This window comes from Streptosporangium sandarakinum, from assembly GCF_050942225.1.
In the GTDB taxonomy this organism is placed as follows: Bacteria; Actinomycetota; Actinomycetes; order Streptosporangiales; family Streptosporangiaceae; genus Streptosporangium; species Streptosporangium nondiastaticum.
Window position 1 is genome coordinate 799,631 of sequence record NZ_CP192034.1, and the last position, 23,360, is coordinate 822,990.

At 66.4% G+C, this 23,360-nt stretch carries 28 protein-coding genes, 1 tRNA gene and 1 pseudogene; 20 read left to right on the forward strand and 10 right to left on the reverse strand.

From position 1 onward, the window contains the following. Nucleotides 1–24 precede the first annotated feature (24 nt). The 4 genes and pseudogenes from ACQP10_RS03870 to ACQP10_RS03885 all read right to left on the reverse strand — a co-directional run bounded on the left by ACQP10_RS03870 (nt 25) and on the right by ACQP10_RS03885 (nt 2,488). Nucleotides 25–1,221, reverse strand: a complete 1,197-nt coding sequence (locus tag ACQP10_RS03870; protein WP_433540896.1) for a sensor histidine kinase — start codon at nt 1,219–1,221, stop codon at nt 25–27. Between the two features lie 191 nt (nt 1,222–1,412). Next, nucleotides 1,413–1,523: pseudogene (locus tag ACQP10_RS03875) on the reverse strand (IS5/IS1182 family transposase); the annotation flags it as partial. After that, complete coding sequence (locus ACQP10_RS03880; protein WP_433540897.1) at nt 1,507–1,980, reverse strand: DUF3995 domain-containing protein; 474 nt, start codon at nt 1,978–1,980, stop codon at nt 1,507–1,509. The pseudogene ACQP10_RS03875 and the gene ACQP10_RS03880, both read right to left, overlap by 17 nt. A gap of 55 nt (nt 1,981–2,035) precedes the next feature. Continuing rightward, entirely contained in the window at nt 2,036–2,488 is a 453-nt protein-coding gene (locus ACQP10_RS03885; protein WP_346017711.1) for a hypothetical protein, read from the reverse strand. 305 nt (nt 2,489–2,793) lie between these two features. Here ACQP10_RS03885 and ACQP10_RS03890 point away from each other — a divergent pair, with 305 nt between their 5' ends. Next, nucleotides 2,794–3,255: a DUF4279 domain-containing protein gene (locus tag ACQP10_RS03890; RefSeq protein WP_389991306.1), complete on the forward strand. Its 462-nt coding sequence runs from the start codon at nt 2,794–2,796 to the stop codon at nt 3,253–3,255. A gap of 36 nt (nt 3,256–3,291) precedes the next feature. Continuing rightward, nucleotides 3,292–3,510, forward strand: coding sequence for a hypothetical protein (locus tag ACQP10_RS03895; protein WP_433540898.1), 219 nt, complete (start codon nt 3,292–3,294; stop codon nt 3,508–3,510). Between the two features lie 7 nt (nt 3,511–3,517). Here ACQP10_RS03895 and ACQP10_RS03900 read toward each other — a convergent pair whose 3' ends face one another. Continuing rightward, nucleotides 3,518–4,150: a hypothetical protein gene (locus ACQP10_RS03900; protein WP_433540899.1), complete on the reverse strand. Its 633-nt coding sequence runs from the start codon at nt 4,148–4,150 to the stop codon at nt 3,518–3,520. Nucleotides 4,151–4,286: 136 nt separating this feature from the next. Further along, on the reverse strand, nt 4,287–4,508 hold the full coding sequence (locus ACQP10_RS03905; RefSeq protein WP_433540900.1) for a hypothetical protein: 222 nt from the start codon (nt 4,506–4,508) through the stop codon (nt 4,287–4,289). A gap of 449 nt (nt 4,509–4,957) precedes the next feature. Between ACQP10_RS03905 and ACQP10_RS03910 the strand changes: the two genes are divergently transcribed. Continuing rightward, nucleotides 4,958–5,488: a hypothetical protein gene (locus tag ACQP10_RS03910; protein WP_433540901.1), complete on the forward strand. Its 531-nt coding sequence runs from the start codon at nt 4,958–4,960 to the stop codon at nt 5,486–5,488. A gap of 273 nt (nt 5,489–5,761) precedes the next feature. Then, entirely contained in the window at nt 5,762–6,169 is a 408-nt protein-coding gene (locus ACQP10_RS03915; RefSeq protein WP_433540902.1) for a tyrosine-type recombinase/integrase, read from the forward strand. A 254-nt stretch (nt 6,170–6,423) separates the two neighbouring features. On the opposite strand, the gene ACQP10_RS03920 is transcribed toward ACQP10_RS03915, so the two are convergent. Continuing rightward, nucleotides 6,424–6,576, reverse strand: coding sequence for a GNAT family N-acetyltransferase (locus ACQP10_RS03920; RefSeq protein ID WP_346017701.1), 153 nt, complete (start codon nt 6,574–6,576; stop codon nt 6,424–6,426). Nucleotides 6,577–6,718: 142 nt separating this feature from the next. Between ACQP10_RS03920 and ACQP10_RS03925 the strand changes: the two genes are divergently transcribed. The 4 genes from ACQP10_RS03925 (at nt 6,719) to ACQP10_RS03940 (ending at nt 10,627) form a co-directional block, all read left to right on the forward strand. Then, nucleotides 6,719–7,144 (forward strand): spore-associated protein A, encoded by a 426-nt coding sequence (locus ACQP10_RS03925; RefSeq protein ID WP_399499014.1) that lies wholly within the window; start codon nt 6,719–6,721, stop codon nt 7,142–7,144. A 729-nt stretch (nt 7,145–7,873) separates the two neighbouring features. Next, nucleotides 7,874–8,404, forward strand: a complete 531-nt coding sequence (locus tag ACQP10_RS03930; RefSeq protein WP_433540903.1) for a hypothetical protein — start codon at nt 7,874–7,876, stop codon at nt 8,402–8,404. Between the two features lie 310 nt (nt 8,405–8,714). Beyond that, the gene (locus ACQP10_RS03935) at nt 8,715–9,302 is read left to right on the forward strand and encodes a hypothetical protein (RefSeq protein WP_433540904.1); all 588 of its coding nucleotides are present in this window, start codon (nt 8,715–8,717) and stop codon (nt 9,300–9,302) included. A gap of 137 nt (nt 9,303–9,439) precedes the next feature. Next, nucleotides 9,440–10,627, forward strand: a complete 1,188-nt coding sequence (locus ACQP10_RS03940) for an AlbA family DNA-binding domain-containing protein (protein ID WP_433540905.1) — start codon at nt 9,440–9,442, stop codon at nt 10,625–10,627. A 186-nt stretch (nt 10,628–10,813) separates the two neighbouring features. On the opposite strand, the gene ACQP10_RS03945 is transcribed toward ACQP10_RS03940, so the two are convergent. Then, entirely contained in the window at nt 10,814–12,106 is a 1,293-nt protein-coding gene (locus ACQP10_RS03945; protein ID WP_433540906.1) for a hypothetical protein, read from the reverse strand. A gap of 346 nt (nt 12,107–12,452) precedes the next feature. On the opposite strand from ACQP10_RS03945, the gene ACQP10_RS03950 reads away from it, so the two are divergent. Continuing rightward, nucleotides 12,453–12,746, forward strand: a complete 294-nt coding sequence (locus tag ACQP10_RS03950; RefSeq protein ID WP_433540907.1) for a hypothetical protein — start codon at nt 12,453–12,455, stop codon at nt 12,744–12,746. A 303-nt stretch (nt 12,747–13,049) separates the two neighbouring features. Further along, nucleotides 13,050–13,742, forward strand: coding sequence for a GntR family transcriptional regulator (locus tag ACQP10_RS03955; protein ID WP_433540908.1), 693 nt, complete (start codon nt 13,050–13,052; stop codon nt 13,740–13,742). Nucleotides 13,743–13,803: 61 nt separating this feature from the next. Here the strand turns inward: ACQP10_RS03955 and ACQP10_RS03960 are convergent, their stop codons facing one another. After that, entirely contained in the window at nt 13,804–14,247 is a 444-nt protein-coding gene (locus tag ACQP10_RS03960) for a hypothetical protein (RefSeq protein ID WP_433540909.1), read from the reverse strand. Between the two features lie 177 nt (nt 14,248–14,424). On the opposite strand from ACQP10_RS03960, the gene ACQP10_RS03965 reads away from it, so the two are divergent. From ACQP10_RS03965 to ACQP10_RS03995, 7 genes are all read left to right on the forward strand, one after another. Then, a complete protein-coding gene (locus tag ACQP10_RS03965) occupies nt 14,425–14,850 on the forward strand; it encodes a plasmid replication, integration and excision activator (protein ID WP_362790863.1) in 426 nt (141 codons plus the stop codon). Beyond that, nucleotides 14,850–15,122 carry a hypothetical protein gene (locus ACQP10_RS03970; protein ID WP_433540910.1) on the forward strand — a complete coding sequence of 91 codons (273 nt, stop codon included), beginning with the start codon at nt 14,850–14,852 and terminating at the stop codon, nt 15,120–15,122. The genes ACQP10_RS03965 and ACQP10_RS03970 overlap by 1 nt, the downstream gene beginning before the upstream one ends. A gap of 83 nt (nt 15,123–15,205) precedes the next feature. After that, nucleotides 15,206–16,630, forward strand: coding sequence for an FtsK/SpoIIIE domain-containing protein (locus ACQP10_RS03975; protein ID WP_433540911.1), 1,425 nt, complete (start codon nt 15,206–15,208; stop codon nt 16,628–16,630). Continuing rightward, nucleotides 16,627–16,776: a hypothetical protein gene (locus ACQP10_RS03980; RefSeq protein WP_433540912.1), complete on the forward strand. Its 150-nt coding sequence runs from the start codon at nt 16,627–16,629 to the stop codon at nt 16,774–16,776. The genes ACQP10_RS03975 and ACQP10_RS03980 overlap by 4 nt, the downstream gene beginning before the upstream one ends. Continuing rightward, nucleotides 16,773–18,434 (forward strand): replication initiator, encoded by a 1,662-nt coding sequence (locus tag ACQP10_RS03985; protein WP_433540913.1) that lies wholly within the window; start codon nt 16,773–16,775, stop codon nt 18,432–18,434. Before ACQP10_RS03980 ends, ACQP10_RS03985 begins: the two co-directional genes overlap by 4 nt. A gap of 13 nt (nt 18,435–18,447) precedes the next feature. Beyond that, on the forward strand, nt 18,448–18,654 hold the full coding sequence (locus ACQP10_RS03990) for a helix-turn-helix domain-containing protein (protein WP_389991224.1): 207 nt from the start codon (nt 18,448–18,450) through the stop codon (nt 18,652–18,654). Then, complete coding sequence (locus ACQP10_RS03995; protein WP_433540914.1) at nt 18,654–19,982, forward strand: tyrosine-type recombinase/integrase; 1,329 nt, start codon at nt 18,654–18,656, stop codon at nt 19,980–19,982. Before ACQP10_RS03990 ends, ACQP10_RS03995 begins: the two co-directional genes overlap by 1 nt. Nucleotides 19,983–20,082: 100 nt before the next feature. Here ACQP10_RS03995 and ACQP10_RS04000 read toward each other — a convergent pair. Further along, nucleotides 20,083–20,156, reverse strand: a tRNA-Gly gene (locus ACQP10_RS04000). A 120-nt stretch (nt 20,157–20,276) separates the two neighbouring features. Between ACQP10_RS04000 and dcd the strand changes: the two genes are divergently transcribed. From dcd to ACQP10_RS04015, 3 genes are all read left to right on the forward strand, one after another. Further along, nucleotides 20,277–20,852 carry a dCTP deaminase gene (gene dcd / locus ACQP10_RS04005; RefSeq protein WP_179819944.1) on the forward strand — a complete coding sequence of 192 codons (576 nt, stop codon included), beginning with the start codon at nt 20,277–20,279 and terminating at the stop codon, nt 20,850–20,852. A 675-nt stretch (nt 20,853–21,527) separates the two neighbouring features. Continuing rightward, on the forward strand, nt 21,528–22,145 hold the full coding sequence (locus tag ACQP10_RS04010; protein WP_179819942.1) for a DUF47 domain-containing protein: 618 nt from the start codon (nt 21,528–21,530) through the stop codon (nt 22,143–22,145). Beyond that, nucleotides 22,146–23,150 (forward strand): inorganic phosphate transporter, encoded by a 1,005-nt coding sequence (locus ACQP10_RS04015; RefSeq protein WP_346017698.1) that lies wholly within the window; start codon nt 22,146–22,148, stop codon nt 23,148–23,150. It begins immediately after the preceding gene. Nucleotides 23,151–23,360: the final 210 nt, after the last annotated feature.

Sequence of the window (23,360 nt, forward strand, 5' to 3'; positions counted from 1 at the left end):
GCGCCCGACACTATCCACCACCATTCAGGGACGAAGTGGCAGCCGTAGCGACACGTGCCACTCTCCATCCGCGGGACCGGCGGCGAAGTCGCCGCCCAGCAGCGTGACCCGCTCGCGCATGCCACCGATGCCGCGTCCACTCCTGCCAGGCGCCCGTCCCGCCGGGTTGCGCACGTCGAGCTCCAGATGGTCGTCGTGCACGGCCAGCGCCAGCCGTACCGGACCGGTCCCGTGGCGCAGGGCGTTGGTGAGCGACTCCTGGGCGATCCGGTAGACCTCCCGGGAGACCTCGGTCGGCACAGCGGCCAGATCGCCGGTGACCTCAGCGGCGGCGCCGGTCCCGTGTACCAGGCCGCTCAGGTCGGCGAGCGTCCGCGCCGGGGCCGTGGACGGCTCGTCTTCCTGTTCGCGCAACACCCCCAGCACCTGGTCCAGCTCCTCCAACGCCGCGCGCGCCGATTCCTCGATCGCCCCCAGCGCGGCCCGGACCGCCACGGGGTCGCGGTCCAGGACCCGGGCGGCCGCCCCGGCCTGCACGGTCACCACACTCAGCGCGTGCCCGATCGAGTCGTGCAGTTCACGGGCCAGGCCGTTGCGGACCGCCTGGCGGTGGACCCGCTCCTCCAGCAGCGCCAGCCGCTGGGCGGGTGAGGGACCCAGCAGCTTCGGCGCCGACCGGGCCAGCAGCGCGCCCACCCCGGCGATCAGGTAGACGAGCGCGACCAGGAGGACGACGCCCAGCAGCGGGCCGCCCCACCAGACCGCCCGCAAGGTGGACACGATCCACAGGTCGAACGGGGCACCGGTGACCGGCAGCAGAATCGCCACGACCACGAACGGAACCGTCGCCAGCGTCAGTCCCGCCATCACCCCGCCGACCCCCAGGTGCAGGGTGAACCAGGTGGCGGTGCGCCGCCGCTCACCCCAGCTCCGCCTCCCGGACGCCCACCCGGCGGGCAGTGGGTCGATCTCGGCGCCCAGCAGGCTACGCGCCGCCGCCACCTCCAGCGCCCGGACCGGCAGTACCAGCCCGGTCAGTGCCACCAGCGGCAGCACCGCCAGGAAAACCAGCGGCTGGAGCGAGTCGCCTGACGCGGTCGACAACCCGGTCAGGCCACCGATCATGGAACCCACCATCATGTACGGCATCAGCAGTGCTCCGCCGAGGACGAGACAGGCCCACCGCAGATAGGTGACGCGGCTGACAAGGGGTGACAGCATGCCTTCAATCATCCTCAACCGCCGACGCCGTACGGCGGGCGAGTCCAGTGGGCGTAGACCAGCGTGGCGATGACCGTCCCGATGTTCTGAAGGAGCGGACACGTGCCAGCAGGGAGTGCTCGTCTCCTCGTGCGTCCTCTCATTCGGTGACCAGACGGTAGTGAATGAGGGCATCCCGCCGGTCAGGAGGCCGTCCGCTCGACGACCCGGCGGTGCCGTCCCAGGCGCCGGCTGGATTGGATCCCGCGGCGAGCGGTGCGCGGGATGACGTCTTGCCCACGGCACCTACCTCGTCGAGCTTTCACACCGCCTCACGGGCACGACCCTGCTCGCTCTGCCCAGCCGCCATCCGGCCGTTGCCCAGCACACCCCCCAGAGAAGAAAGAACGGCGACCACAGCAGCAGATCCCAACGCGCCAGGTCGCGAGCCAGCGAGGCGTGCTCGACCGGGGGCGGGCGAACCCCGGTCAACAGCAGCACGTCGCCGACGAAGCCGAACCCGAGCACGCCGATCGACCGGGCGATCATGAAGACTCCGAGCGTCCCGGTGATCGCGAGCAGCAACCGGCGCGGCACTCCCGCACCCCAGGGCCTCACGGTGGCCAGCGCGACGATGACACCGACCATTGCGGCACCGGCCAGCAACCAGTGGCTTGCCACGAACAAGGGATCACGGGCAAGCAACCGTTCGCGCAGGTGCGGGGGCAGCGGGTCCTTGTCGGCCAGCGCATCGGCCCCCAGCGCCTGAGCGAACTTCATCGATCCGTACGCCGCGGCGCACACCACGGCCCCGTACGCGCCCACCCGCGCGCGATCAGCCCGCGACACGTCTCGTCGCCGCCGCGTAGGACCGGGTCATCTCCAGGAACAGCCCGATCACGAGGATTCCGAGGACTCCGTGGTACCACTGCCAGCCCACACCGATGCCGACGAACCCGTCCACGATCATGATCCCCGCGCCGCCGCCGACGGCCAGCAGCATCCCGGCCAGCACGAGCAACATCAACGTTCTCGGCACCCGATGCCCCAGCGTCGTGACCGTGGCGAGGGCGACGCACGCACCCAACACGCCGGACGCGGTTGCGAGCCACTGTGCGGTGGCCGCCTCCATGAAATAGCTTCCGGTCTCGGCAGCCGACACGGGAGGGCCGCCCGGGAACCCGAGCCGGGCCTGCAGAGCAAAAGCGGCCTTCCCCGCGGCGTAACCGAGGAACAGCACCGCCACCGCGTACGCCGGCCAGCGTCGCCGGCGATCAGAGGTAACCATGATCACGAGAGTAGAAGCCGCACGTCGAACGTCATTCCCCACAGCGGGGGAGGCGCCTCCCCCGAACGGGGGAGCACCAGCAGCCCCTTCGAGCACGTTCCCGGCCCTCCCGAATCCCGAAGGCCGGTGGCCGACCGGGCTCCGGACCGTCGTTCGCTCCCAGCCTCTTACGGAGATCAGCCATCGCCAGGCGATCGTCAGGGCGGTATGAGTGCGGCACCACCACGAAGGCATAGCAGTCAGGCGCTTGATCTTTCCAGGTCGTTCAGGTGAGTCGGAGGTTCTCGGCTGTTTAGAGTCGCCCCATGGAAGTGGGTCAGTACGTGTACTTCGCTCTCAAGAGCGAACGCATGTCTGCAGAGGAGATGGCCACGCGCCTGGGTCTTGAGGCGGATGAGGTCACGATTCGAGCCGGTAAGAGGCTTGAGCCCCCTCGTCCAGCGGTGCACATCTGGCAGATCAACGTTCCCAGATCGAGCCTGCCCGTTGACGACATGATCGCAGCTTTGGTTGACCGACTGGAGCCGTACGCCCAAGCGATCGGAGCGCTCGCCGACGAACTGGACCGGCATGAGCCCGGACACACTGCCGTCCTACAGGTGGTTCGCTTCTTCGGTGACGATGACGAGAACTCCGAGGAAGAGCGAACAACAGAAGCTTCAACTCGACCCCGGCCACTGGGCTGGCACCTTGACCGCCGTGTCCTCGACTTCTTGCAGACCACTCGGGCGGAACTCGACGTTGATGAATACGGGGACACCCTCTGATCATCGATCAGTGCCGCTCTGGCCATGTGCCCGCCCATGGCTTGGCCGAGTGGTTTCACCGGCGGCGCGTCGCTGGTGTCGGCGAGTCTCGTCGGGTACGGCGGGTGCATGGTGAGGCTACGGCCCGGGGCGCCGCCGGCCGGGACCGGCGCCCACACCGCACGCCCGGACGCTTCGGGTACGGCGCTGGCCGTGGTGGAGGCACTGCCCCCTGCGGACCGGTACGAGTTGGAAGACGCCTATCCGATCGAATGATCGGCCTCTAATCGAACCAGACCACCAGTCGCACGCCATCGTCTCCGAACCGCCCCGCCAGAGCTCGCATCACCTCGAAGACGTGTTCCCACCCGGTGCCCGGCCCCAGCGCGTGCAGCCGTGTCACCGGGCCGTATTCAAGTGTCGCTCCGGCAGCTTCCCAGCGGCCTGCCGGTGCCTCGACAGGCGAGTCTCCCAGAGGGGGCATGCCATACCGCTCGACCATCTCGCTGGGCCACCGGTCATCGATTCGATACCTGTGGATGCGGTGGGTCGAGGAGCCCGGCCCTGAGCGGACCTGAAGTATTCCGCGCGCGGCCGGGCGGGCGGACATGTCAAGATCACGCAGCTCCGACCAGGAGACCCACGTGCAGCCATGCGTGGCGGCATCAACCCTTACGGAACCCTCGTAATCGGTACGGACATGCTCTGACACGTCAGCCGGCAAACCGCGGCCGGCCGCGACCGGGGTCCAGCCGAGCCGGTTACGGACGCCGAAGAGGCAACCGAACGCCACGTGGTCATCACCGTCGTACAGCGGATAGAGGGGCATGGCCACTGACCACGGCTCTCCCTCGTACCACTCTTCAGCAGCGGACGGGTGACGAGCCTCGATGAAGCCGTAAATGTCGGTGGGCACGGCGGCAGGTTAGAGGAAGCAGATCACCGCCGCTTACGTTCGTCGTTCGTAACCGCGAGCCGTCTCTGCGTCTGTCCTCCGCGTTGCCGTTACACTCGGCACGGCAAGACGGGTGCCGGCGCGCCGAGAGGCTGTTCTAGTCGCTCACGATGAAGGCGAGGACGATCAGCAAGGACAAGATCGTCCCGATGCCGAACAGCCATACGGCGGTCTTCCGGCCACTCCGTGCTGCAACGAAGGTGGCCACCGAAGGCACCCCGACCGCCACGACCCCGGCAGCGGTCATGAGCCGCGAGACATGTTCCCGATCGACGGGGCGGTCCCAACCCGCCGCAATGCCCTCGGTGAGCGGGTACACAGCTCAGGAAACAATCAAGGCCCGGGTCGGGATCTGATCCCTGACCTGGGCCTTTCGAGTGGAGCGGGTGACAGGAATCGAACCCGCGCTGTCAGCTTGGGAAGTGCATGACTCGCGCCTCGTAAGGCGGTTGAGCTGGGCGTTCGGCCGGTCGTGAGTGACCGTGGTTGACCCTTCGTCACCCTGGCTAATGGCACGGCGATCAGCTCGTGACCTGGTCTTGCCTGCGCGGCGCACACCCCGTTCGCCTGCTCATCCCGTCTGCCGTCGACCCGCCCGCAGGGGAAGCGGAGCAGGGCTTGTCCCGGGTCGACGGCAGACGGGATGAGCAGGCCCCTACCTCAGCCGGTCACAAGCCGAGAGGGATGGTCGCGTCCTTGGTGGTCATCCCGGAGCCGGAGCGCCCTCGCGGGGGCTGCTTTGTCGGGTTGCCTGGCTACAGTCGGTGCGTGCGTGACGATCAGAGCGCTTTGGAGCGGCTCATCGCTCTTGTGCCTCCGCCTGAGGACCCGCTGTTCGCCCTGGGGAGCTGGGAGGAGCTGTTCGCGGACCTGGGTACGCGGTTGCCCGCGGACTACACGGCGTTCATCGACGCCTATGGGCAGAGCGACTTCTCCGAGTGGCTGGGGATCGGAGATCCCCGGCGGGATGAGCACGGCTTCAGCAAGGACGCGGAGGCCAGGGAGATGGGCGATCAGTATCGCTTCTTCCGCTCGCAGCGGCCCGAGGACAATCCGTTCGCGGCGTGGCCGGAACCGGGTGGGTTCCTGTCATGGGGGAACACCGTCGACGGTGACCACTTGGGCTGGCTGACCGCAGGCGAGCCCGATCGGTGGCCGGTGGCTCTGTGGCCGCGTCACCACGGTCACCGGGTGGTCGACATGACGGTGACGGAGTTCCTGTGGGGCTGGTTCTCCGGTGAGCTTGTGGGCGGAGAACTGCCCGATATGGCTCCGCTTACCTGTCAGCCCTGGATGTAGATCACGGCACCGGTTGCATGACACGGGGCGGATAGCGGAGCGGGCTCGTCTATGCCTGAGCCGTAGCGGCGGTGCGCCGCTGAGGTCGGTGCGTCGGCAGGTGCGGCGGGCACGCGGTGCGGCTGCGGCCCGGGTCGCCGCCGGCCGGGACCGGCCCCCAGGCCGCACGCCCGGCCGGCGGGCGGCGGAGGGCCGGGTACGGCGGCGCGGCGCGCCGCCGCCTTGACCGGGGAGCTGGTCCTCGGTCCGCCCAAGTCCAAGGCGGGCCGGCGCGTGGTCGGCATCCCACAGAGGATCGTCTCGGCGCTGCGCGAGCACCTGGACACCTATGTTCAGGCCGATCCGGGCTCGCTCGTGTTCCCCGGTATGAAAGGTGGTCCGCTGCGGCGTAGCGGCTTCAACACTCGCACGCGCTGGGTGGACGTGGCCCGGGAGGTGGGGCTGCCCGGTCTGCATTTCCATGATCTGCGTCACACGGGCAACGTGCTCGCCGCCGAGTCGGGCGCCGGGCTCAAGGACCTGATGGCCCGGGTGGGACACGACAACGTGCGCGCGGCGATGATCTACCAGCACGCCGTACGGGGTGCCGACAGGGTGATCACAGAGGCGATCGACTGGCAGATCCTCGGGCGTGATGACGACGAGGACGGCCCGGCCGGAGTGCTGATCCCGATGGGCTGATCAGGAGCCAATGGCACGCTAATGGCACGGGAAGATCGAACAGCTCCGGAAACAAACAAGGCCCGGGTCGGGATCTGATCCCTGACCTGAGCCTTTTGGGTGGAGCGGGTGACGGGAATCGAACCCGCGCTGTCAGCTTGGGAACTGCATCGATCACGGCCCGCTGGGGCACTGAGCTGGGCGGAAGGCTGGTCCTGAGTGACCGTGGTTGACCCCTCGTCACCCCTCTTAATGGCCCGCTAATGGCCCGGTGATCAGTCTGCGACCTGGTGTTTCTCGCGCGACGCGTGCATCCCGGGCCAGTCGGTGTAGCGGGTCACCTCTGGGTCGCCGGCGAACGCGTGCACGGCCGCATGATCACTGGCACGGAAGTCACGCAGCAGCAGCCTAGGCGTGGTCAGTTCCATGATCTTAAGTATGGGCGCACCCAGAATGAGCCGCAGCCCGGAGTGAGGCTCTACGAAATGTCTAGCTTCGTCACGATGCATGGTGACGATCCGTTACGCTGCCCAGCGTCAAAGTATGATCTTGAGGAGAGCGAGCCAGACAATGCGTAGATTCAAGCAGGCAGCGGTGTTCACGGTCGCCACGGCAGTCGCACTTGCCAGTTCCGTGGTCATGAGCAGCCCGGCAATGGCCGCGTCATCGCCGACCGCGGCGTGCGGCGGCGGCAGCTACCGCGTCATCGACAGCCACGCCATCAGCGGGCTCGCCACGATTTACCTGCTCTACAACGGCAGCACCAACTGTGTGGTGACGTGGAAGAGCAGCAAGTACCAGGGCGGTTACACCCTTACGGGGGCCACCCTTCAAAGGAAGGGCGGCAGCAAGGTTGGTGACACCGGCTCCTACAAGATCTACGCCGGTCCCGTGAAGGTCAACGCTGCCGGCACCTGCGTCTCGTGGGGAGGCCATGCTTCGAACAGCGCCGGTGTTGGTGAGGGCTGGCAATCGAGCTGGACTCACTGCGGCTGATCACCGAGACAGGTCGTCATTTCAACGTCGGGGTGACTCGGCCCCGAGTTCACCGGGGCGCGAGTCCCCTTCCGTGCCCGGGCGAACGACTGGTGTCGAGAATGACTGCCCACACGCTTGCGTTCCACCTCGGCCGGGCGCGCAGTGACCGTACTTGCGCGCCGACAGAGACCTTCTGCCCAGGGTCGGCGGTATGAGCCAAGGCCCGGACGGGGATCTTGTCCCCACCTGGGTCTTCATAGTGAGAGCGGGTGACGGGAATCGAACCCGCGCTGTCAGCTTGGGAAGTGCATGACTCGCGCCTTGTGAGGCGGTTGAGCTGGGCGTTCGGCCGGTCGTGAGTGACCGTGGTTGACCCCTCGTCACCCTGGCTAATGGCACGCTAATGGCACGGCGATCAGCTCGTGACCTGGTCTTGCCTGCGCGACGCGCACACCCCCCCGCCTGCTCATCCCGTCTGCCGTCGACCCGCCCGTAGGGGGAGCGGGGCAGGGCTTGGGGGTCAAGGTGGAGCGCCCTACCGGACGAACGACCTTGACCCCCAAGCCCTGCCCCGCTCGGCTTGTCCCGGGTCGACGGCAGACGGGATGAGCAGACCCTTACCCCAGCCACCGACAGGCCGGAGGTGATGAGCACGCCCGAGGCAGTCATCCCGGAGCCGGAGCGCCTCCGCCGGAGGCGAGAAGTATTGCTTCGATCGGTGGAGTGGTGCGCTGGAAGACTGGCGGTATGACCAGTTCGTTGTCGTTGGTGCGCCGGGTTCGGTCCTATGAGAAGGGCAGCAGAGGCACGTATCGCTCCGAGTGTCATTTCCTGGACTTCGTGGTTGACGGCAGGTCGCTGTTGGAGATCGTGGCAGAGCGCAATCCCGGGAACGCGGATATGGCTTCGGCCCTGTGGCTGGCGCCTGCGCTTGAGGATGATGACGCTGTGGGCTGGATGCTGGGGCGGTGTGCGTCGCCGTTGGATGACGGCAGGGTGCCGCTGTATGTGTGCCCGGAGTGTGGTGATCTCGGCTGCGGCGCCCTGACCGCGGTGGTGGAGGTCTTCTCCGATCAGGTGGTCTGGCGGGATCTGGGGTGGCAGACCGATTATCGCGATGAGGTCGACTACGGCGACTTCATCGGCCTCGGTCCGTTCGTGTTCGACAGGGTCCAGTACGAGGCGGCGCTGTCGGTGGTGCCGGAGTTCCGTGCTCGGGAGGAGCGGGAGGCCCCGGTGCAGGAGCCTCGTCCTTGGTGGATGTGGTGGCGTCGTTGACTCGGATCGGAGTAAGGATGCGGTTCGCGGCGACCCGAGTCGCCGGCGGCCGGGACCGGCCCCCAGGCCGCATGCCCGGCCGCCGAGCGGACGTAGGGCCGCGAGGCGGCGCGCAGCGCCGCCTCCTTGATCCCTATGAGAACAATTCGACAACGCCTTTGCGTTTGGATGCGCGGTCGTACGCCAAGACCCGGCATCTGCTCGGCACTGAAGGATCTTGAACGCCACCCGACTGCTTCCGCCGATGGGGCAGCAGACTTGACCCGCTTCGAAGAGTTCATCCAGGCCGCTCAGAAGGGTTGTTCCGTTCATGCTTGACGAAAGCATCACCCGCTATGACGACATGCTGAGTCTTTGCGGCATGGAGGACTTCGCCTACACGGTGACGATCCCCGATGTCGGCGTCCTCACTGTTGAGGATGCCGTACGTCGTCTGGGAGCTGATCCCGCTGCACTGCGAGCCCTCGAACAGCCCATTGGTCGCGGTCTGCACCTCTACCAGGTTGGTGCCGGCATCGTGACACTGGATTGGGCCTATCCGGAGGATGAGCGCAAGGAGCTGACCGATCGACTTGCCGGCGAGGGGTTCCGGCATTGGTATCTGTCACTCGACATCGAGGGCAACACGGTCATGCACGTCCGCTACGGAGACGCCGAGGGATTCCTCGAGCACCCGGAGCCGGGCTGGATTCCCTTCACCGACTGGACGGATTGCTTCGGTCCCCTGAGCGCTTACACCGAGCTCCTCCTGACAGGTTATGACCGTGAGGCGGAGGCGGAGGCGGGGGTGGACATCACCGCAGCGTGCCTGGCCGTGATCGAGATGGAAAGCGGCGTCTGCCTGGACGATGCGCTGATGGACCGCCCCCACGCTCTCCTGCCAGATCCGGCATCTTGACGCGAGGCCTCACCTCCAAACGCAGCAGCGTTGAACAATTCGACAGTTCCTCTATGGTGGTCAGTGGCCCTTAATGACGGCCAGGGAGCATGAGGTATTGATAGGTCTACGCCATAGATGTTAAATAATTTCGACGGATGTCGGCTGTTGGAAAGGATTTTGTCTTGACAATTTACCTCGAAGGCTCGGGAATTCGTCAAAGCTATCCGAAAAATAATTTCGACTTCACTGCAATGCTGAACGATGTGTCGACACTATCTTTAAAAGATGTCGCTCTCATCGTGCGGAATTATATTGACAGCCTTGATTCATCCGATCGGAGTGGGTCGCACGAGATTTGCGGGTTTGACATAATCGCATCAGTTTTTATTGATATAGATCCGCTGGCTTGGGAAGAGGATGTAGATTTAACGCTTTACATTGCTTCAAGTGGTGAGATGATATTTGCGACCAGCGTGTCGGCTCTTGCTAGACAGACATCGCGATCGTTGATAAATCATTTTTCCAGCAGTCTGCGGAATTTGGGACACGAGCTTTTGGATATCTATGGAATAGAAGAGCAAATGATTGTTCGTAACCTTGATAAAGATGTCAAGGAGTGGGGTTTGCATGCGATGGTCTCATCCTTTGATTTAAGCGTGGAAAAATTGGCGGCACATCGCCATGAAATCGCTCGAACCACTTTCTTTCCAAAGAGAATGCAGTCGAGCCCTGGTGCCCTGTTCGAGATGGTCAAACTCGGCGGAATTAAGAATATAATAAACATGCCAGAGTCGGCTTCTCTTGAAGTGAAGTCTGCGCCTTATGAGATGAAGCGAGATAAGGAGTGGCAGTGTGAACTTGCCGAAGATATTGCAAGATTTTCCAATTCCGAACATGGCGGGTTGTTGCTAGTAGGTATGCGTTCTAAAAAAATAGACGGTCAAGACCTAATTGTTGATATCTCCCCTATCCCTGTAGATGGAGATAGGATTTCTCGCTATTATCAAACCATTGATTCACGCATTCATCCTCCAATATCAGACCTTCAGTTCGAAAGTGTCCCTTTCGACGCCGGAGAGATTCTGTGCATATTTGTGCCACCGCAACTGGAGGAGAGTAAGCCATTTCTGGTTCAGGGGGCGTTCTTCGATGGTAAATATCAGAAGGGATTGATATCTATCGTAAGGCGTCGTGACGAGCACTCTATCCCTGTTACTGCGCGAGAAATCCATTCTATGCTGGCCGCGGGGCGAGCGCTGCTGCGTGGACAAGCGGGATGGGATAGCAAAGGTATATCGTCGATTGATGGGTTTGATCGAGAAGATCCAGAAAATGCCGGTTAATAGATTTTATGCAATTCTCTGCCGACTCTCTTTTCTCTTGCATGCACAGAAAGGGTTAATTGAATAGAAATCTACTTATAGCTATATAAACATGACAAAATATGTTCAGTGACAGAGGGTGCGTGGAAAATCTTGACGTGCTCATCTAATTTCGTTTTACGATTCTGTGTGCGTTCAATATTGCGGCTAATCCAGAAGGTCGGGGCGTCGATTAGCTAGAGCTCGACGGGCCGTAAGAAACCGCTCGTGGAACTCTTCAGCAAGAGCTTCTCTTCGGTAGCTTTGGCGGAGAACTCGATCCAAGTCTCCAGCTCGATTGACTAGGTCAGTGAGAGACTTACGTTCGATATCAAACGCGTTCATGCCTTGTTCGACTGCGGCATCAAGGTCTCCGCGTCGGGCGTGGACAATGCCGAGGTCTATGTGAGCGTCGGCGACTCGCATGGGGGCGTTGGAAGTGCCATCCGGGCGGGTGTGCATCTGGATCGTCTCCAGCGCGTGTTCCTCGGCCCGGTCGTTGTCTTCCAGCCAGGTGTAGGCGGTGGCGGCGTAGAAGACCCACTTGGCGTGGTCGAACACGAAGTGATGGTCGGGGTTGCTCGGAAGCGGAAGCCTGGCAAGGATGTCGGCGCCTCGGGTGAGGGCCTTGTCGGCTTCGCGGCGGTCGCCGATGCGGGCCAGGCCGCGGGCCTCTTGCAAGGTGAGTTGCACCATGGCGCTGGACTGGCCGGCTGCGGCCTGGCCTATGCGGGCGGCGGTGACCACGTCCTCATAGCGGCCTTCGACCAGGGCGAACCATGCTGACATCTCGTAGGCCCAGCCCATGAGTTCCCCGTGCCCGACCTGGCGGCCCATCTCATAGGCGGTACGGCGGGCGGTCTCGGCCTCCTCCCGCTCGCCCAGGTCGTAATGCACGCATCCCAGGAGCGCGGTCAGCCATCCGGTGATGACCAGGAGTTCGCGATGCTGGTCGAGGGTGATCCGGCCGGACAGCAGGCGGGTGATCTGCGCGAGGCGCTTCTGTGTCCGGTCGCGCAACGTGGCGGCGGGAACAACCGGATAGGCCCGGCACAGTAGGTCGACGGCCTCGGCGAGTGCTTCGAGCGTGCCGGTTCCGACGTCGGACGCCTGGAGCTGCTGGGCGAGTTCCATGGTCCCGTACAGGTCGGCCTCGGCGCGGAGCGCGTCCATCGGCACGATGGTCGTCGCCTCGATCAGGCGACCCTGGCCGCGCCGGTTCTGGCGGAACCCCAGGGCTTCGGGTTGCAGGCCGGTCAACTGGGTGAGGGCGCGCCGGTAGGAGGTGTGCGGCCAGGAGACTTCGCCGGCCTCCCATCGCCTGATCCGCTCCTCATCGCACGCCAGGCGTTCGGCGATGCCGGTCGGGGTGGCGTTGATCCGGTCGGCCATGTCGGCGCGAGTGAGCTGGTGCTCGTTGCGCCAGGCCCGGAGTTGGACGTTCGGGATGTTGTCGGGCATCTCGGGTCTTCCTCCCGGCTGGGGGCTCAAGAGGGGGAAAGAAGGGGGGTCTTTCGGGGTCCTAGCGATCACGATTTGCCGGTGGACTTGCCATCAAGCAACCACGGTACGTCAGCCCGCCTTCCGCCGCAGGGAGCGCGGATCAAATCGAGGAGATGGCGACGGTGACCCGGCCAGACGAGAACAGCGCGACACGCCCGTGCCCTGCGTGCCGGGGACGTGGAACCAAACTGCGCAGCTCGCGCCGTGCACTTCTCCTCGGCGAGAGCAGCGATGACCACGAGACGTACGGAGAACAGGAATGTCTCGACTGCCTCGCAAGCGGCCGGGTCGAAGGGAACGCCAGATGAATCCGATCATGCAAGCCGCCGCGGCCTTCACCGAGCACCAGCGTCAGCAACGTGAGGCGTTCGCGCTCACCCGGTTGCGCGATGAACTGCTCACGCACAAGGTCCACGCCGAGCTGCGCGACAACGACAGCGCCCTGATGGTCCACCGTCCCGGCGGGGCCGGCCTTCCCGTGTGGGTCTTCGTCGGGTACGGCGGGGCCTACTACTCCTGGCAGTCCGCGGAGAAGCGTCACCCGGTGAGTGACCTCCAGGGCGCCGCACAGGTCTTGGCCGACTACGTCGGTCGCTGAGACGGGCACGGCGAGGCGGCGAGTCCGCCGGCTGGAGGGGGCCGGAAGGGCGTTACCCCTTCCTCGCCGTGTCCCCCGGCTCCCCGGCAGGCAGTAGAGCATGGCCGCGCGGCCCACCCCCTGTACGCGCGTCTTTCCCCCGTCTCTCCTGCCTGCCGGGGCTGCCTCATGTCTGTCGCGCCACCTTCGTCCGGGTGACAAGAGGGCGTCACGGCGATACGCTCAAACTTGGTAAAACAACCTGTCGGGTGCAGGACGGTCATGATGTCGCTTGAGTCCGTACCGCCGAAGTATGCGCAGCTTGTGCAGACGCTCCAACGGCGGATCGAGGCGGGAACCTACCCGCCCGGATCGCTCCTGCCGAGCGAGAACCAGCTCATTCAAGAGTTCGGTGTCTCCCGGCCCACCGTGGTCGCCGCCCTGCGGGTCCTGCGCGAACAGGGTTGGATCGAGTCCCAGCAGGGCAAGGGCCGGTTCGTCCGCGGCCGTCCCGCGCTCACCTCGGCGGAACAGCCCCGGCCCGGACAGGCGTACCTGATCGCTCCGGAGAGCGCGTCTCAGGGTGAGGTGATCGAGGCGGCGGCGCTCACCGCTCCCAACCGCATCGCTGCCCTGCTCGGTCTGGAGTCGAAGGGTAAGGCGTTCCTCCGCCGCCGGCTGATCAGCCGGGACGGGGAGCCGACCGAGATGGTCTCGCTGTGGGTGCCGGTGGAGCTGTCCCAGGGCACCGACCTGACCAGCGCCGAACCGCTTCCGCAGGGTCTCCGGGAACATCTCCAGTCTCGCAAGGGCGTGCGGTTCGATCACATCGTGGAGCAGATCACCGCACGCATGCCCACGGCCGACGAGACCAAGCGGCTCGGCATGCCGAAGAACACACCGCTACTGGCCGTCTACGGCGCGGTCCGGGACGCCTCGGGTACGGCGCTGGCCGTGGTGGAGGTCTTGCTCCCTGCCGACCGGCACGAGCTGGAAGACGCCTACCCGATCGGCTGATAGCCGGACGCGGGCTTTCGGGGTCACGCTGTCGGCTCCGAACGGCGAACGCTGTCGCTCCTCACTCGCAGAACCAGGGCACCTGTGTGGTGCTGTTCGGCTGTGCCGTGCAAATCGAGGGAGCGACGAACGCGTAATCGATGTAGCGGTGGCCGAAAGGCCCCGGAGCCAGGCGGACGACAGCGATCGCCAGGACCGCCAACGAGGCGGCGAACACCGTCGTTACCACCATCCTTCTCCTCATCAGGGCGACTGCAAGTCCGATCACCGGTATGCCGCCGCCGACGACCAGGGCCACGATGGCGAGGACTTCGGCGCGGGTGAGGGGATCGGGCGACAAGGCGCTGAGTCCCGGGCTCCACATCAAGATGTCGTCTGCTTCCCACCATTCCATGAAGTCGTCCGTGACGGTCAGCATGACCAGGACCAGCGCCCCGACCAACCAAGAGATGCCCAGCCAGAGCGGCCACGCGCTGTTGCCCTGTCGGGTGCCATCGGACTTCATGATCGAGATTATTCACCGCAACGGTGGGGCGGATAGCAGCAAAACCCGCATACCTGCCTGAGCAAGCCTGCCCGGTCGAACAACTTCACCTAGTTACTTGACCTACCAAGTTGAGCCGTCGTACTCTCAGAGCACTTGATAGGTCAAGTGCCTATCAGACGACAGGAGGAGACCACCATGGCTCTGCAAGGCCCCATCCCCGTCACCTTCGACCAGGTCTTCCCGCACGGCTGCTACGTCGTCGGGGAGGTCGAGGCGGTCAAGGACTTCGACGCCTCGACCAACGGCCGGTTCGTCCAGGCCCGGGACAAGTCCACCGGAGAGCTGGTGTGGCAGGTCGCGGTCATGGACGCCGACCCGGCCGTCAAGCCGGGACAGAAGACCGTCGCGGTCAAGATCCTTGCTCCGGTCCAGCCCGTGCCGCCGGCCCCCATGCCGGGCCTGCCCTTCACGCCGGTCGAGTTCGACCACGTCACCGTCACGCCGTACGTCAACGGCACCGGGCGTCTCGCCTACTCGATCAAGGTTCGCGAGATGCGGGCTCCCCGTACCGGTGCCGCTCCCGCCAAGAACACCGTCACCCCCGCAAAGGACGTCGCCTGATGACCCGTCGCAGGAACCACCGTGTCAGCATCATCAACCTCAACACCGGTCGCGGCGCCCGCGCGACCAGCCACCCCTACCCGGCCCGCACGCCGGTCCTGGCGCTCGACTTCGGGGCCGTCTCGGTCCTGGTCACCACCTCGGCCAGTGACCTGGTCACCGCGGCCGACGTCGAGTTCGCCCACCAGCTCGCCCGCGAGGCTCACGCCTTCGCGCGGTCGGTCGAGCGCTCCTTCCACGGTCTGGTCGACGGCAAGGGCATCGCGGCCTGACGCATGAAGCGGGGCCGCTGGAACTGGTCCTTCCGGCGGCCCCTCATCTCCCTGGATGCGTATCAAGAGAGGGCTCAAGCCTAATGTTCAAAAAACTGCCTGGCGACGAGGCCCGTAACCTCGTCTCCACCACCCCGGACACCGCCGTCGTCTTCCGGCCGGCCGTGGTCCAGACTCCGGCCGTCATCACCATCGTCATCTTCGTGTGGCGGCTCCTGGCCGGGCTCGTCCGGCTCGTCTGGCGTTACCCGATCGCCGTGGCGCTGCTCGCCGCTCCCGTGGTCCTCACGTGGTTGTACGGCTGGCGCGTCACCCTGGCGGCGGTCACGTTCCCCTTCTCCGTCCTGATCCCCTGGGCGCTGTTCGACCGGCCCACCTTCAACACCTGGATCGGCTGGCGGCTGCTGGCCTGGTGGCGGCTCGTCTGGGTCTACCGGCGGCACTGGCAACCGGTGATGATCGTCTCCGGGCTGGGTCGTCACCTCCGCGGGCGTGACTGCCTGCCCCGCCTGCTCAAGGTCACCTGTACCTCGTGGGCCGACGTGGTCACGGTGAGGATGCTCAGCGGGCAGGCCGTCAAGGACTGGGCCGACCGGACCGAACACCTGGCGCACGGCTTCGGCGCCGTCTCCTGCCGGGTCACCGTGGCCCGTGCCGGCCGGTTACTGCTCACCTTCCCCCGGTGTGATCCGCTGGCCGTACCGCTTTCGGCCGTCTCTGTTTCCGAGACACCCTCGGTCGGCCCGGTCGAGGTCGGCGCGCAGGAGAACGGGCAGCCCTGGCGGCTCAAGGTCCACGGGACTCATGTCCTGGTCGCCGGGGCCACCGGGGCGGGCAAGGGCTCGGTCATCTGGTCGGCGGTTCGCGGGCTGCTCCCCGCCGTCCGGGCCGGGCTCGTGGAGCTGTGGGCGCTGGATCCCAAGCTCATGGAGCTGTCCTACGGCCGGGCCATCTTCGGCGACCGGTACGCGGCCGACCCCAAGGAGTGCGCCGACCTGCTCGACGAGGCGGTCTCGGTCATGCAGGAACGGGCGGCCCGGTTCGCCGGGGTCCAGCGCAGTCACATCCCGACCGTGGACGACCCGTTCGTCCTGGTGATCGTCGATGAGGTGGCGTTCCTGACCGCCTACCAGTCCGACAAGGGGTTACGGCAACGCATCACGGCCGCGCTCGCCACCCTGACCACGCAAGGCCGGGCGGTCGGCATCGGTGTCCTGGCCGCGCTCCAGGACCCGCGCAAGGAGGTCATGAACATCCGCAACCTGTTCCCCGACAAGATCGCGCTCCGGCTCGACGAGTCCGAACAGGTGGACATGGTTCTCGGTGACGGTGCTCGCGACCGGGGCGCGCTGGCCGATCACATCTCCCCGATCCCGGAGCAGGGCGCGGGCGTCGGCTACGTCCGGCTGGAGACCAGCCCCGACCCGATCCGGGTCCGCGCGGCCTACGTCTCCGACGCCGACATCCGCGACATGGCCCGCGACTTCGTCAGGGGTGAGGCCGCGTGACCCTGGCCCACTTCCTCGACGGCCTGCGTTGCTCGGCCTGCGGCCTCCTCAACGCGCTCTGGCTCGACACTGTCCGGGGCCTGGTCGAGTGCCAGGGGTGCGGGCAGAGCGCGCTTCTCGTCCCGGAGATCGGAGAGTGCGAGTGACCGACGCGCAGACCGTACCTTCGACCCCTCCGGCCCGGCTGGTGAAGACCGTCCTGCCCTCCGCCCTGGAGGTCCTGGAGGCGGTGGCCGTACAGAACGGCGTCTGCATCCGGCCGGTGCCGCTCAAGCGGATCGACCTCGCGACCGGCAGGGCCGAGATTATCGACGTGCCGTGTGGCGCGACCCTGGAGAGCAAGTGTCCGGCCTGCGCCAAGCGGAACCGGCAGCTCCGCATGGCCCAGTGCCGAGAGGGATGGCACCTCGACCACGAGCCGGTCATCGTCAGGAACGATCCCGACGAGGAACAGCGGCGGCTCGTCGAACAGCGGGCGGACATCCAGGCGGCACGCGACCGAGCGGAGAGGGCCGGCGACTCCACCGCCGAGCTTGACGCGGTCATCGCCGACCTGGACGCGCGGATCAGGGCGGCCGGGGTCCGCGGTGAGGTACTGCCGGGTGACCGGCCCAAGCGCACCCGTTCGACCCGGCGGCGGCAGGACGCCCCGGATCTGCCCAGGCGGACCCGTGAGGCCCGGACCGTGGGACAGATATATAGGGCCTCGGACGGGAGGACCTACCGGCCGTCGCTGTTCGTCACGCTCACCCTGCCCAGCTACGGCCGGGTCCGGCGGGACGGCACCCCCGTCGACCCGGACACCTATGACTACGTGCGGGCGGCCCGCGACGCGCTGCACTTCTCCAAGCTCGTCGACCGGTTCGTGCAGAACCTCCGGAGGGTGGCCGGCTACGACGTGCAGTACTTCTCCTCGGTCGAACCACAGCGGCGGCTCGCCCCGCACCTGCACATGGCCATCCGGGGCACCCTGCCACGCAAGGAGGTCAAGGCCATCGCCGCCGCGACCTATCACCAGGTGTGGTGGCCACCGGTCGAGACGGTCGTCTTCGAGGGCGATCACCTGCCCGTCTGGGTGGAGAGGCCCGAGCGGGCGGAGCCGTACCCGGACCGGCAGGCCGGCGACTACCTCGACCCGGTGACGGGGGAGATGCTGCCCACCTGGGACCAGGAGCTCGACCGGCTCGACGCCGACGAGGACGCCGAGCCGTTCCACGTACTGCGCTTCGGCATCCAAGTGGACGTTCAAGGCGTGCTCGCCGGGACCCCGGACGCCGACCAGTGCATCCGCTACCTCGGCAAGTACCTGACCAAGTCGGTCGGCGAATGCCACACTCCGGAGAGCGACGCCCAGCGGCGCCACGTGCAGCGCCTGGCCGACATGCTGCGCTACGAGCCGTGCGCGCCGACCTGCCCGAACTGGCTCCGGTACGGCGTGCAGCCCAAGAACGCCAAGCCGGGCATGCGGCCCGGTGCCTGCCGGTCCAAGGCCCACAAGCCCGAACACCTCGGCTACGCGGGCCGTCGCGTCCTGGTCTCCCGCAAGTGGTCCGGCAAGACCCTGCGCGAGCACAAGGCCGACCGGCGGGCCTGGGTGCTGGAAGCTCTCGGCCTCACCGACGACCAGCCCGCCGACGGGTACGCCTGGCGGCCGGTCATGGCCGGTGACCCGGACCTGTTGCCCCGTGCCCGTCGCCTGCTCCGGCAGATCGCCGAACGCCAGCGATGGCGCATGGCCATGCAGCAGGCGGAGGCGAGAGCGGCAGGACAGCGAGATCTTTCGGCAACTCCACTGGCAGCCTGACGGGAGGGACCCATTGGACGAACTTCTCAAGGCCCATGAGGCCGCCGCACTGCTGCACACCTCCGAGCGCTTCGTCCGCCGGTTGATCGCGGAACGCCGGATCGAGTTCGTGAAGATCGGCCGACACGTCCGTATCCGGGAGTCGGCCCTGCTCGCCTTCGTCGCCGCCGGGACGGTCGAACCCCTGGCGGCCTCCGACGTCACCGGGAGGGCGGCCTGATGGCCAACAGAGACGGTCACCGGCGTTTCGGCAACATCCGCAAGCTTCCGTCCGGGCGCTTCCAGATCCGCTATCCCGGCCCGGACGGTCGCATGCGGACCGGCTCGGAGACCTATGAGCGCAAGGGCGACGCCGAACGGGCGCTCTCCCTCGTCGAGGCACAGATCATCAAGGGGGAGTGGACCGACCCCGATCGCGGGAAGGTCAAGCTCAAGGAGTACGCCGAGACGTGGATCTCCCAGCGTCCCGGCCTTCGGCCGCGCACGGTCGATCTCTATCGCTGGCTCCTGGGCAAGCACGTCACGCCGTATCTCGGCAACACCGCCGTCGGGAAGCTCTCCACCGCGATGGTCCGGCAGTGGCGGGCCGACCTGCTCGGCAACGGGGTCTCGGTCTCCGTGGCGGCCAAGGCGTACCGCCTGCTGCGGGCTGTATTGATGACGGCCGTCGAAGAGGATCACATCATCACCCGTAACCCGTGCCGGATCCGCGGGGCCGGCGACGAACATGCCCAGGAACGGCCGGTGCTGACCGTGGCCCAGGTCTTCGAGCTGGCCGGCCTGGTGGGCCGCCGACCGGTCGGCAACGTCCGCAAGCTCAAGGAGGACGCCTACCGGCTGCGCTTCCAGCGGCACGGCGAGATGAGGACTCATCCGGAGGTCTTCACCGGCCGGGCCGACGCCGAGCGGGTGCTGTGGAAGATGGGGATGGACGGCCGGGCCGACTGCGTCCATGACGGGCGCTTCCGCGCCCTGGTGCTGCTGGCCACCTTCGCGAGTCTGCGCTGGGGTGAGGTGAGCGCGCTCCGCCGTACGGACATCGACCTGGACGCCGGGACGGTGCGGGTTCGGGTGGCCTTCGTCGAGCGCTCGACCGGAGAGCTGGTCCTCGGCCCGCCCAAGTCCAAGGCGGGCCGGCGCGTGGTCGGCATCCCGCAGGGGATCGTCTCGGCGCTCCGCGAGCACCTGGACACCTATGTTCAGGCCGATCCGGGCGCTCTCGTGTTCCCCGGCGCGAGGGGTGGCCCGCTGCGGCGTAGCGGCTTCAACACTCGCACGCGCTGGGTGGATGTGGTCCGGGAGATGGGGCTGCCTGGTCTGCACTTCCATGATCTGCGTCACACGGGCAACATGCTCGCCGCCGAGTCGGGCGCCGGGCTCAAGGACCTGATGGCCCGGATGGGACACGACAACGTGCGCGCGGCGATGATCTACCAGCACGCCGTACGGGGTGCCGACAGGGTGATCACAGAGGCGATCGACCGGCAGATCCTCGGGCGTGATGACGACGAGGACGGCCCGGCCGGAGTGCTGATCCCGATGGGCTGATCGGGAGCCAATGGCACGCCAATGGCACGGGAAGATCGAACAGCTCCGAAAATGATCAAGGCCCGGGTCGGGAGATGCTCCCTGACCTGGGCCTTTCAAGTGGAGCGGGTGACGGGAATCGAACCCGCGCTGTCAGCTTGGGAAGCTGATGTTCTGCCATTGAACTACACCCGCAGCGGTGCGCCGCGTCCACCACTGTAGCGGAAACTCCGACCACTCTCACCGTCTGCGCCGTCCGCGGAGGAGGAGATTTCCCGGCGCGACCGGCGGCGTGGCGTTGGTAGGTTGCCTCACGTGCTGCTTTCCGACCGTGACATCGCCGCAGAGATCGAATCTGGCAGGGTCAAGCTCGATCCCTTCGACCCCGAGATGATCCAGCCGTCCAGCATCGACGTGCGCCTGGACCGTTACTTCAGGGTCTTCGAGAACCACCGTTACCCGCACATCGACCCGGCGGTCGAGCAGCCCGGCCTCACCCGGCTGATCGAGCCGGACGGCGACGAGCCGTTCGTCCTGCACCCTGGGGAGTTCGTCCTCGCCAGCACCTACGAGGTCGTCAGCCTCCCGGACGACATCGCCTCGCGGCTGGAGGGCAAGAGCTCGCTGGGCAGGCTCGGTCTGCTCACCCATTCCACCGCCGGCTTCATCGACCCCGGCTTCAGCGGTCACGTGACCCTGGAGCTCTCCAACGTCGCGACGCTGCCGATCAAGCTCTGGCCGGGGATGAAGATCGGCCAGCTGTGCATGTTCCGGCTCAGCTCGCCCGCCGCGCATCCGTACGGCTCGGAGCGGTACGGCTCGCGTTACCAGGGGCAGCGGGGGCCGACACCGAGCCGCTCCTATCTGAACTTCCACCGGACCACGATCTGAGCGACCCGGACCGGGACCGTCCGCCGAGCCGGGCCGGGCCGGGCCAGGCCGTCCAGCCTGTTCGACCCGGACCGGGACGCCCGGACCGCCGGCCCGATTGGGGCCGCCCTGCCGCCGACCCGTACCGGACCGCCCGGCCGCCGGCCCGGTCGGAACCACCCGCTCCACCGGCCCGGCCAGGGCCGGGTGGCCCGCGGGAGGCAGCGGTACGGCGAAGCCCCTGGAAAGTGAACGCAAAGTGAATATCAGATGAACATGGGGCCAAAAAGATCCACTCGGTCTGGCGGGGAACGAGGTATTCGAGTGACGGAGTGACCGAAATCACGGTCGCCGTCCGAAACCCCTGGATGCCCGGGGTCCTGTCATCGCAGGTGAAAGGGCTTGCCCGCGCGCGAGGAGCGGGGGAGGGCGTGTCCGGGGAGAAGAAAGCGTGACGGGCGGGTCAAGCCACAGCTGGCGGTCCTTCTTGCCGGCCCCGGCTCGGCGTAATATGGCCCAAAACCAGCAAAACGGTCATCGGAAAGATGAGCCCAAGGCTTCCTCCGGAAGGGTGCCGCCAGGTATACACCGGGCAGCGGCAGTTGGAAGAGTAGGCGTCTACTGGGTGAAGTTCGGATTTCCGCTGGTAACCCGTACCCTTCTCTGCGGACCATCCCCGCACATCTGGAGAACGACGTGCGCCTGCGTCTCACGCCTAGTGAGGACAGCTACTACGACTTGTTCGCCGACTCGGCGAACAACCTCGTCACAGCGTCCCGTCTACTGGTCGAGATCATCAGCGACGGATCGGACAGGGACGCCCTGGCCGAGAAGATGCGTGCCTGTGAGCACGCCGGTGACGAGCGCACTCACGCGATCATGAACCGGCTCAACGAGAGCTTCATCACGCCCTTCGACCGCGAGGACATCTACCGTCTCGCGTCGAACCTCGACGACGTGATGGACTACATGGAGGCCGCCGCCGACCTCATCGGCCTGTACCAGATCGACCACCTCCCCAAAGAGGTCGTCCGCCAGGTGGAAGTCCTGGAGCGCGCCGCCGAGCTGACCGCGGAGGCCATGCCGCGGCTGCGTTCGATGCGGAACCTCAACGAGTACTGGATCGAGATCAACCGTCTGGAGAACCAGGCCGACCAGGTCTACCGGCGCCTGCTCGCCAAGCTGTTCGGCGGGGAGTACGACGCGCTGACCGTTCTCAAGATGAAGGAGGTCATCGACCAGTTGGAGATGGCCGCCGACGCCTTCGAGCACGTGGCGAACACGATCGAGTCGATCGCGGTCAAGGAAAGCTAAGTGGACCTCACGCTCGTACTCGTCATCGGCGTGGTCGTCGTGGCGCTGGCGTTCGACTACACCAACGGCTTCCATGACGCCGCGAACGCGATCGCGACCTCGGTCTCGACCCGCGCGCTGACGCCCCGGGCCGCCCTGTTCATGGCCGCCGCCATGAACTTCCTGGGCGCCCACCTGGGCACACAGGTGGCGGCGACGGTCGGCAAAGGCATCATCGACGCCCCCAAAGGGGTCCACGGTCTGGTGATCGTGGTGTCCGCGCTGGTCGGAGCGATCTCCTGGAACCTCATCACCTGGTACTTCGGCCTGCCCTCGTCGAGCAGCCACGCGCTGATCGGCGGCCTCGTCGGCTCGGCCCTGGCCTCGTCGAGCGTCGTCCACTGGGACGGCGTGATCGAGAAGGTCGTCATCCCGATGATCCTGTCGCCGCTGATCGGCTTCGTCCTGGCGGCGATCGTCATGATCGCCATCCTCTGGGGCTTCCGCCGTTCCCAGCCGGCCAAGACGAACCGGGGCTTCCGGCACGCCCAGACGGTCTCGGCCGCGGCCATGGCCCTGGGCCACGGCCTGCAGGACGCGCAGAAGACCATGGGAGTCATCTTCCTGGCGCTCGTCGTCGGCGGGTTCCGGCACGAGGGTGACGAGATCCCCCAGTGGGTGATCCTCTCGGCGGCGGCCGCCATCTCGCTGGGCACCTACGCCGGCGGCTGGCGGATCATGCGGACGCTCGGCCGCCGGATCATCGCGCTCACGCCCCCGCAGGGCTTCGCCGCCGAGGCCGCCGCGGCCTCCGTCCTCTACACCGCGGCCATCGGCTTCGGCGCCCCCATCTCCACCACGCACACGGTCACCAGCGCGATCATGGGCGTGGGCGCCACCAAGCGCCTGTCGGCGGTGCGGTGGGGCGTCGCGGGCAACATCGTGATGGGCTGGATCCTCACGATCCCCGCCGCCGCGGCCGTCGCCGCGGTGTGCTACTTCGCGGTCCACTGGCTGGTCGAGTAGCGAATCGAGTGGTCGAACGGAGCGCCGGTCGGGGACATCCCGACCGGCGCTCCGCCGTCTTCCCGATCCTCACGATCCCCGGGGCCGGACGGTGCGACCGACCGGCGCTCCGCCGTCTCCGCCGTCTTCCCGATCCTCACGATCCCCGGGGCCGGACGGTGCGACCGACCGGCGCTCCGCCGTCTCCGCCGTCTTCCCGATCCTCACGAT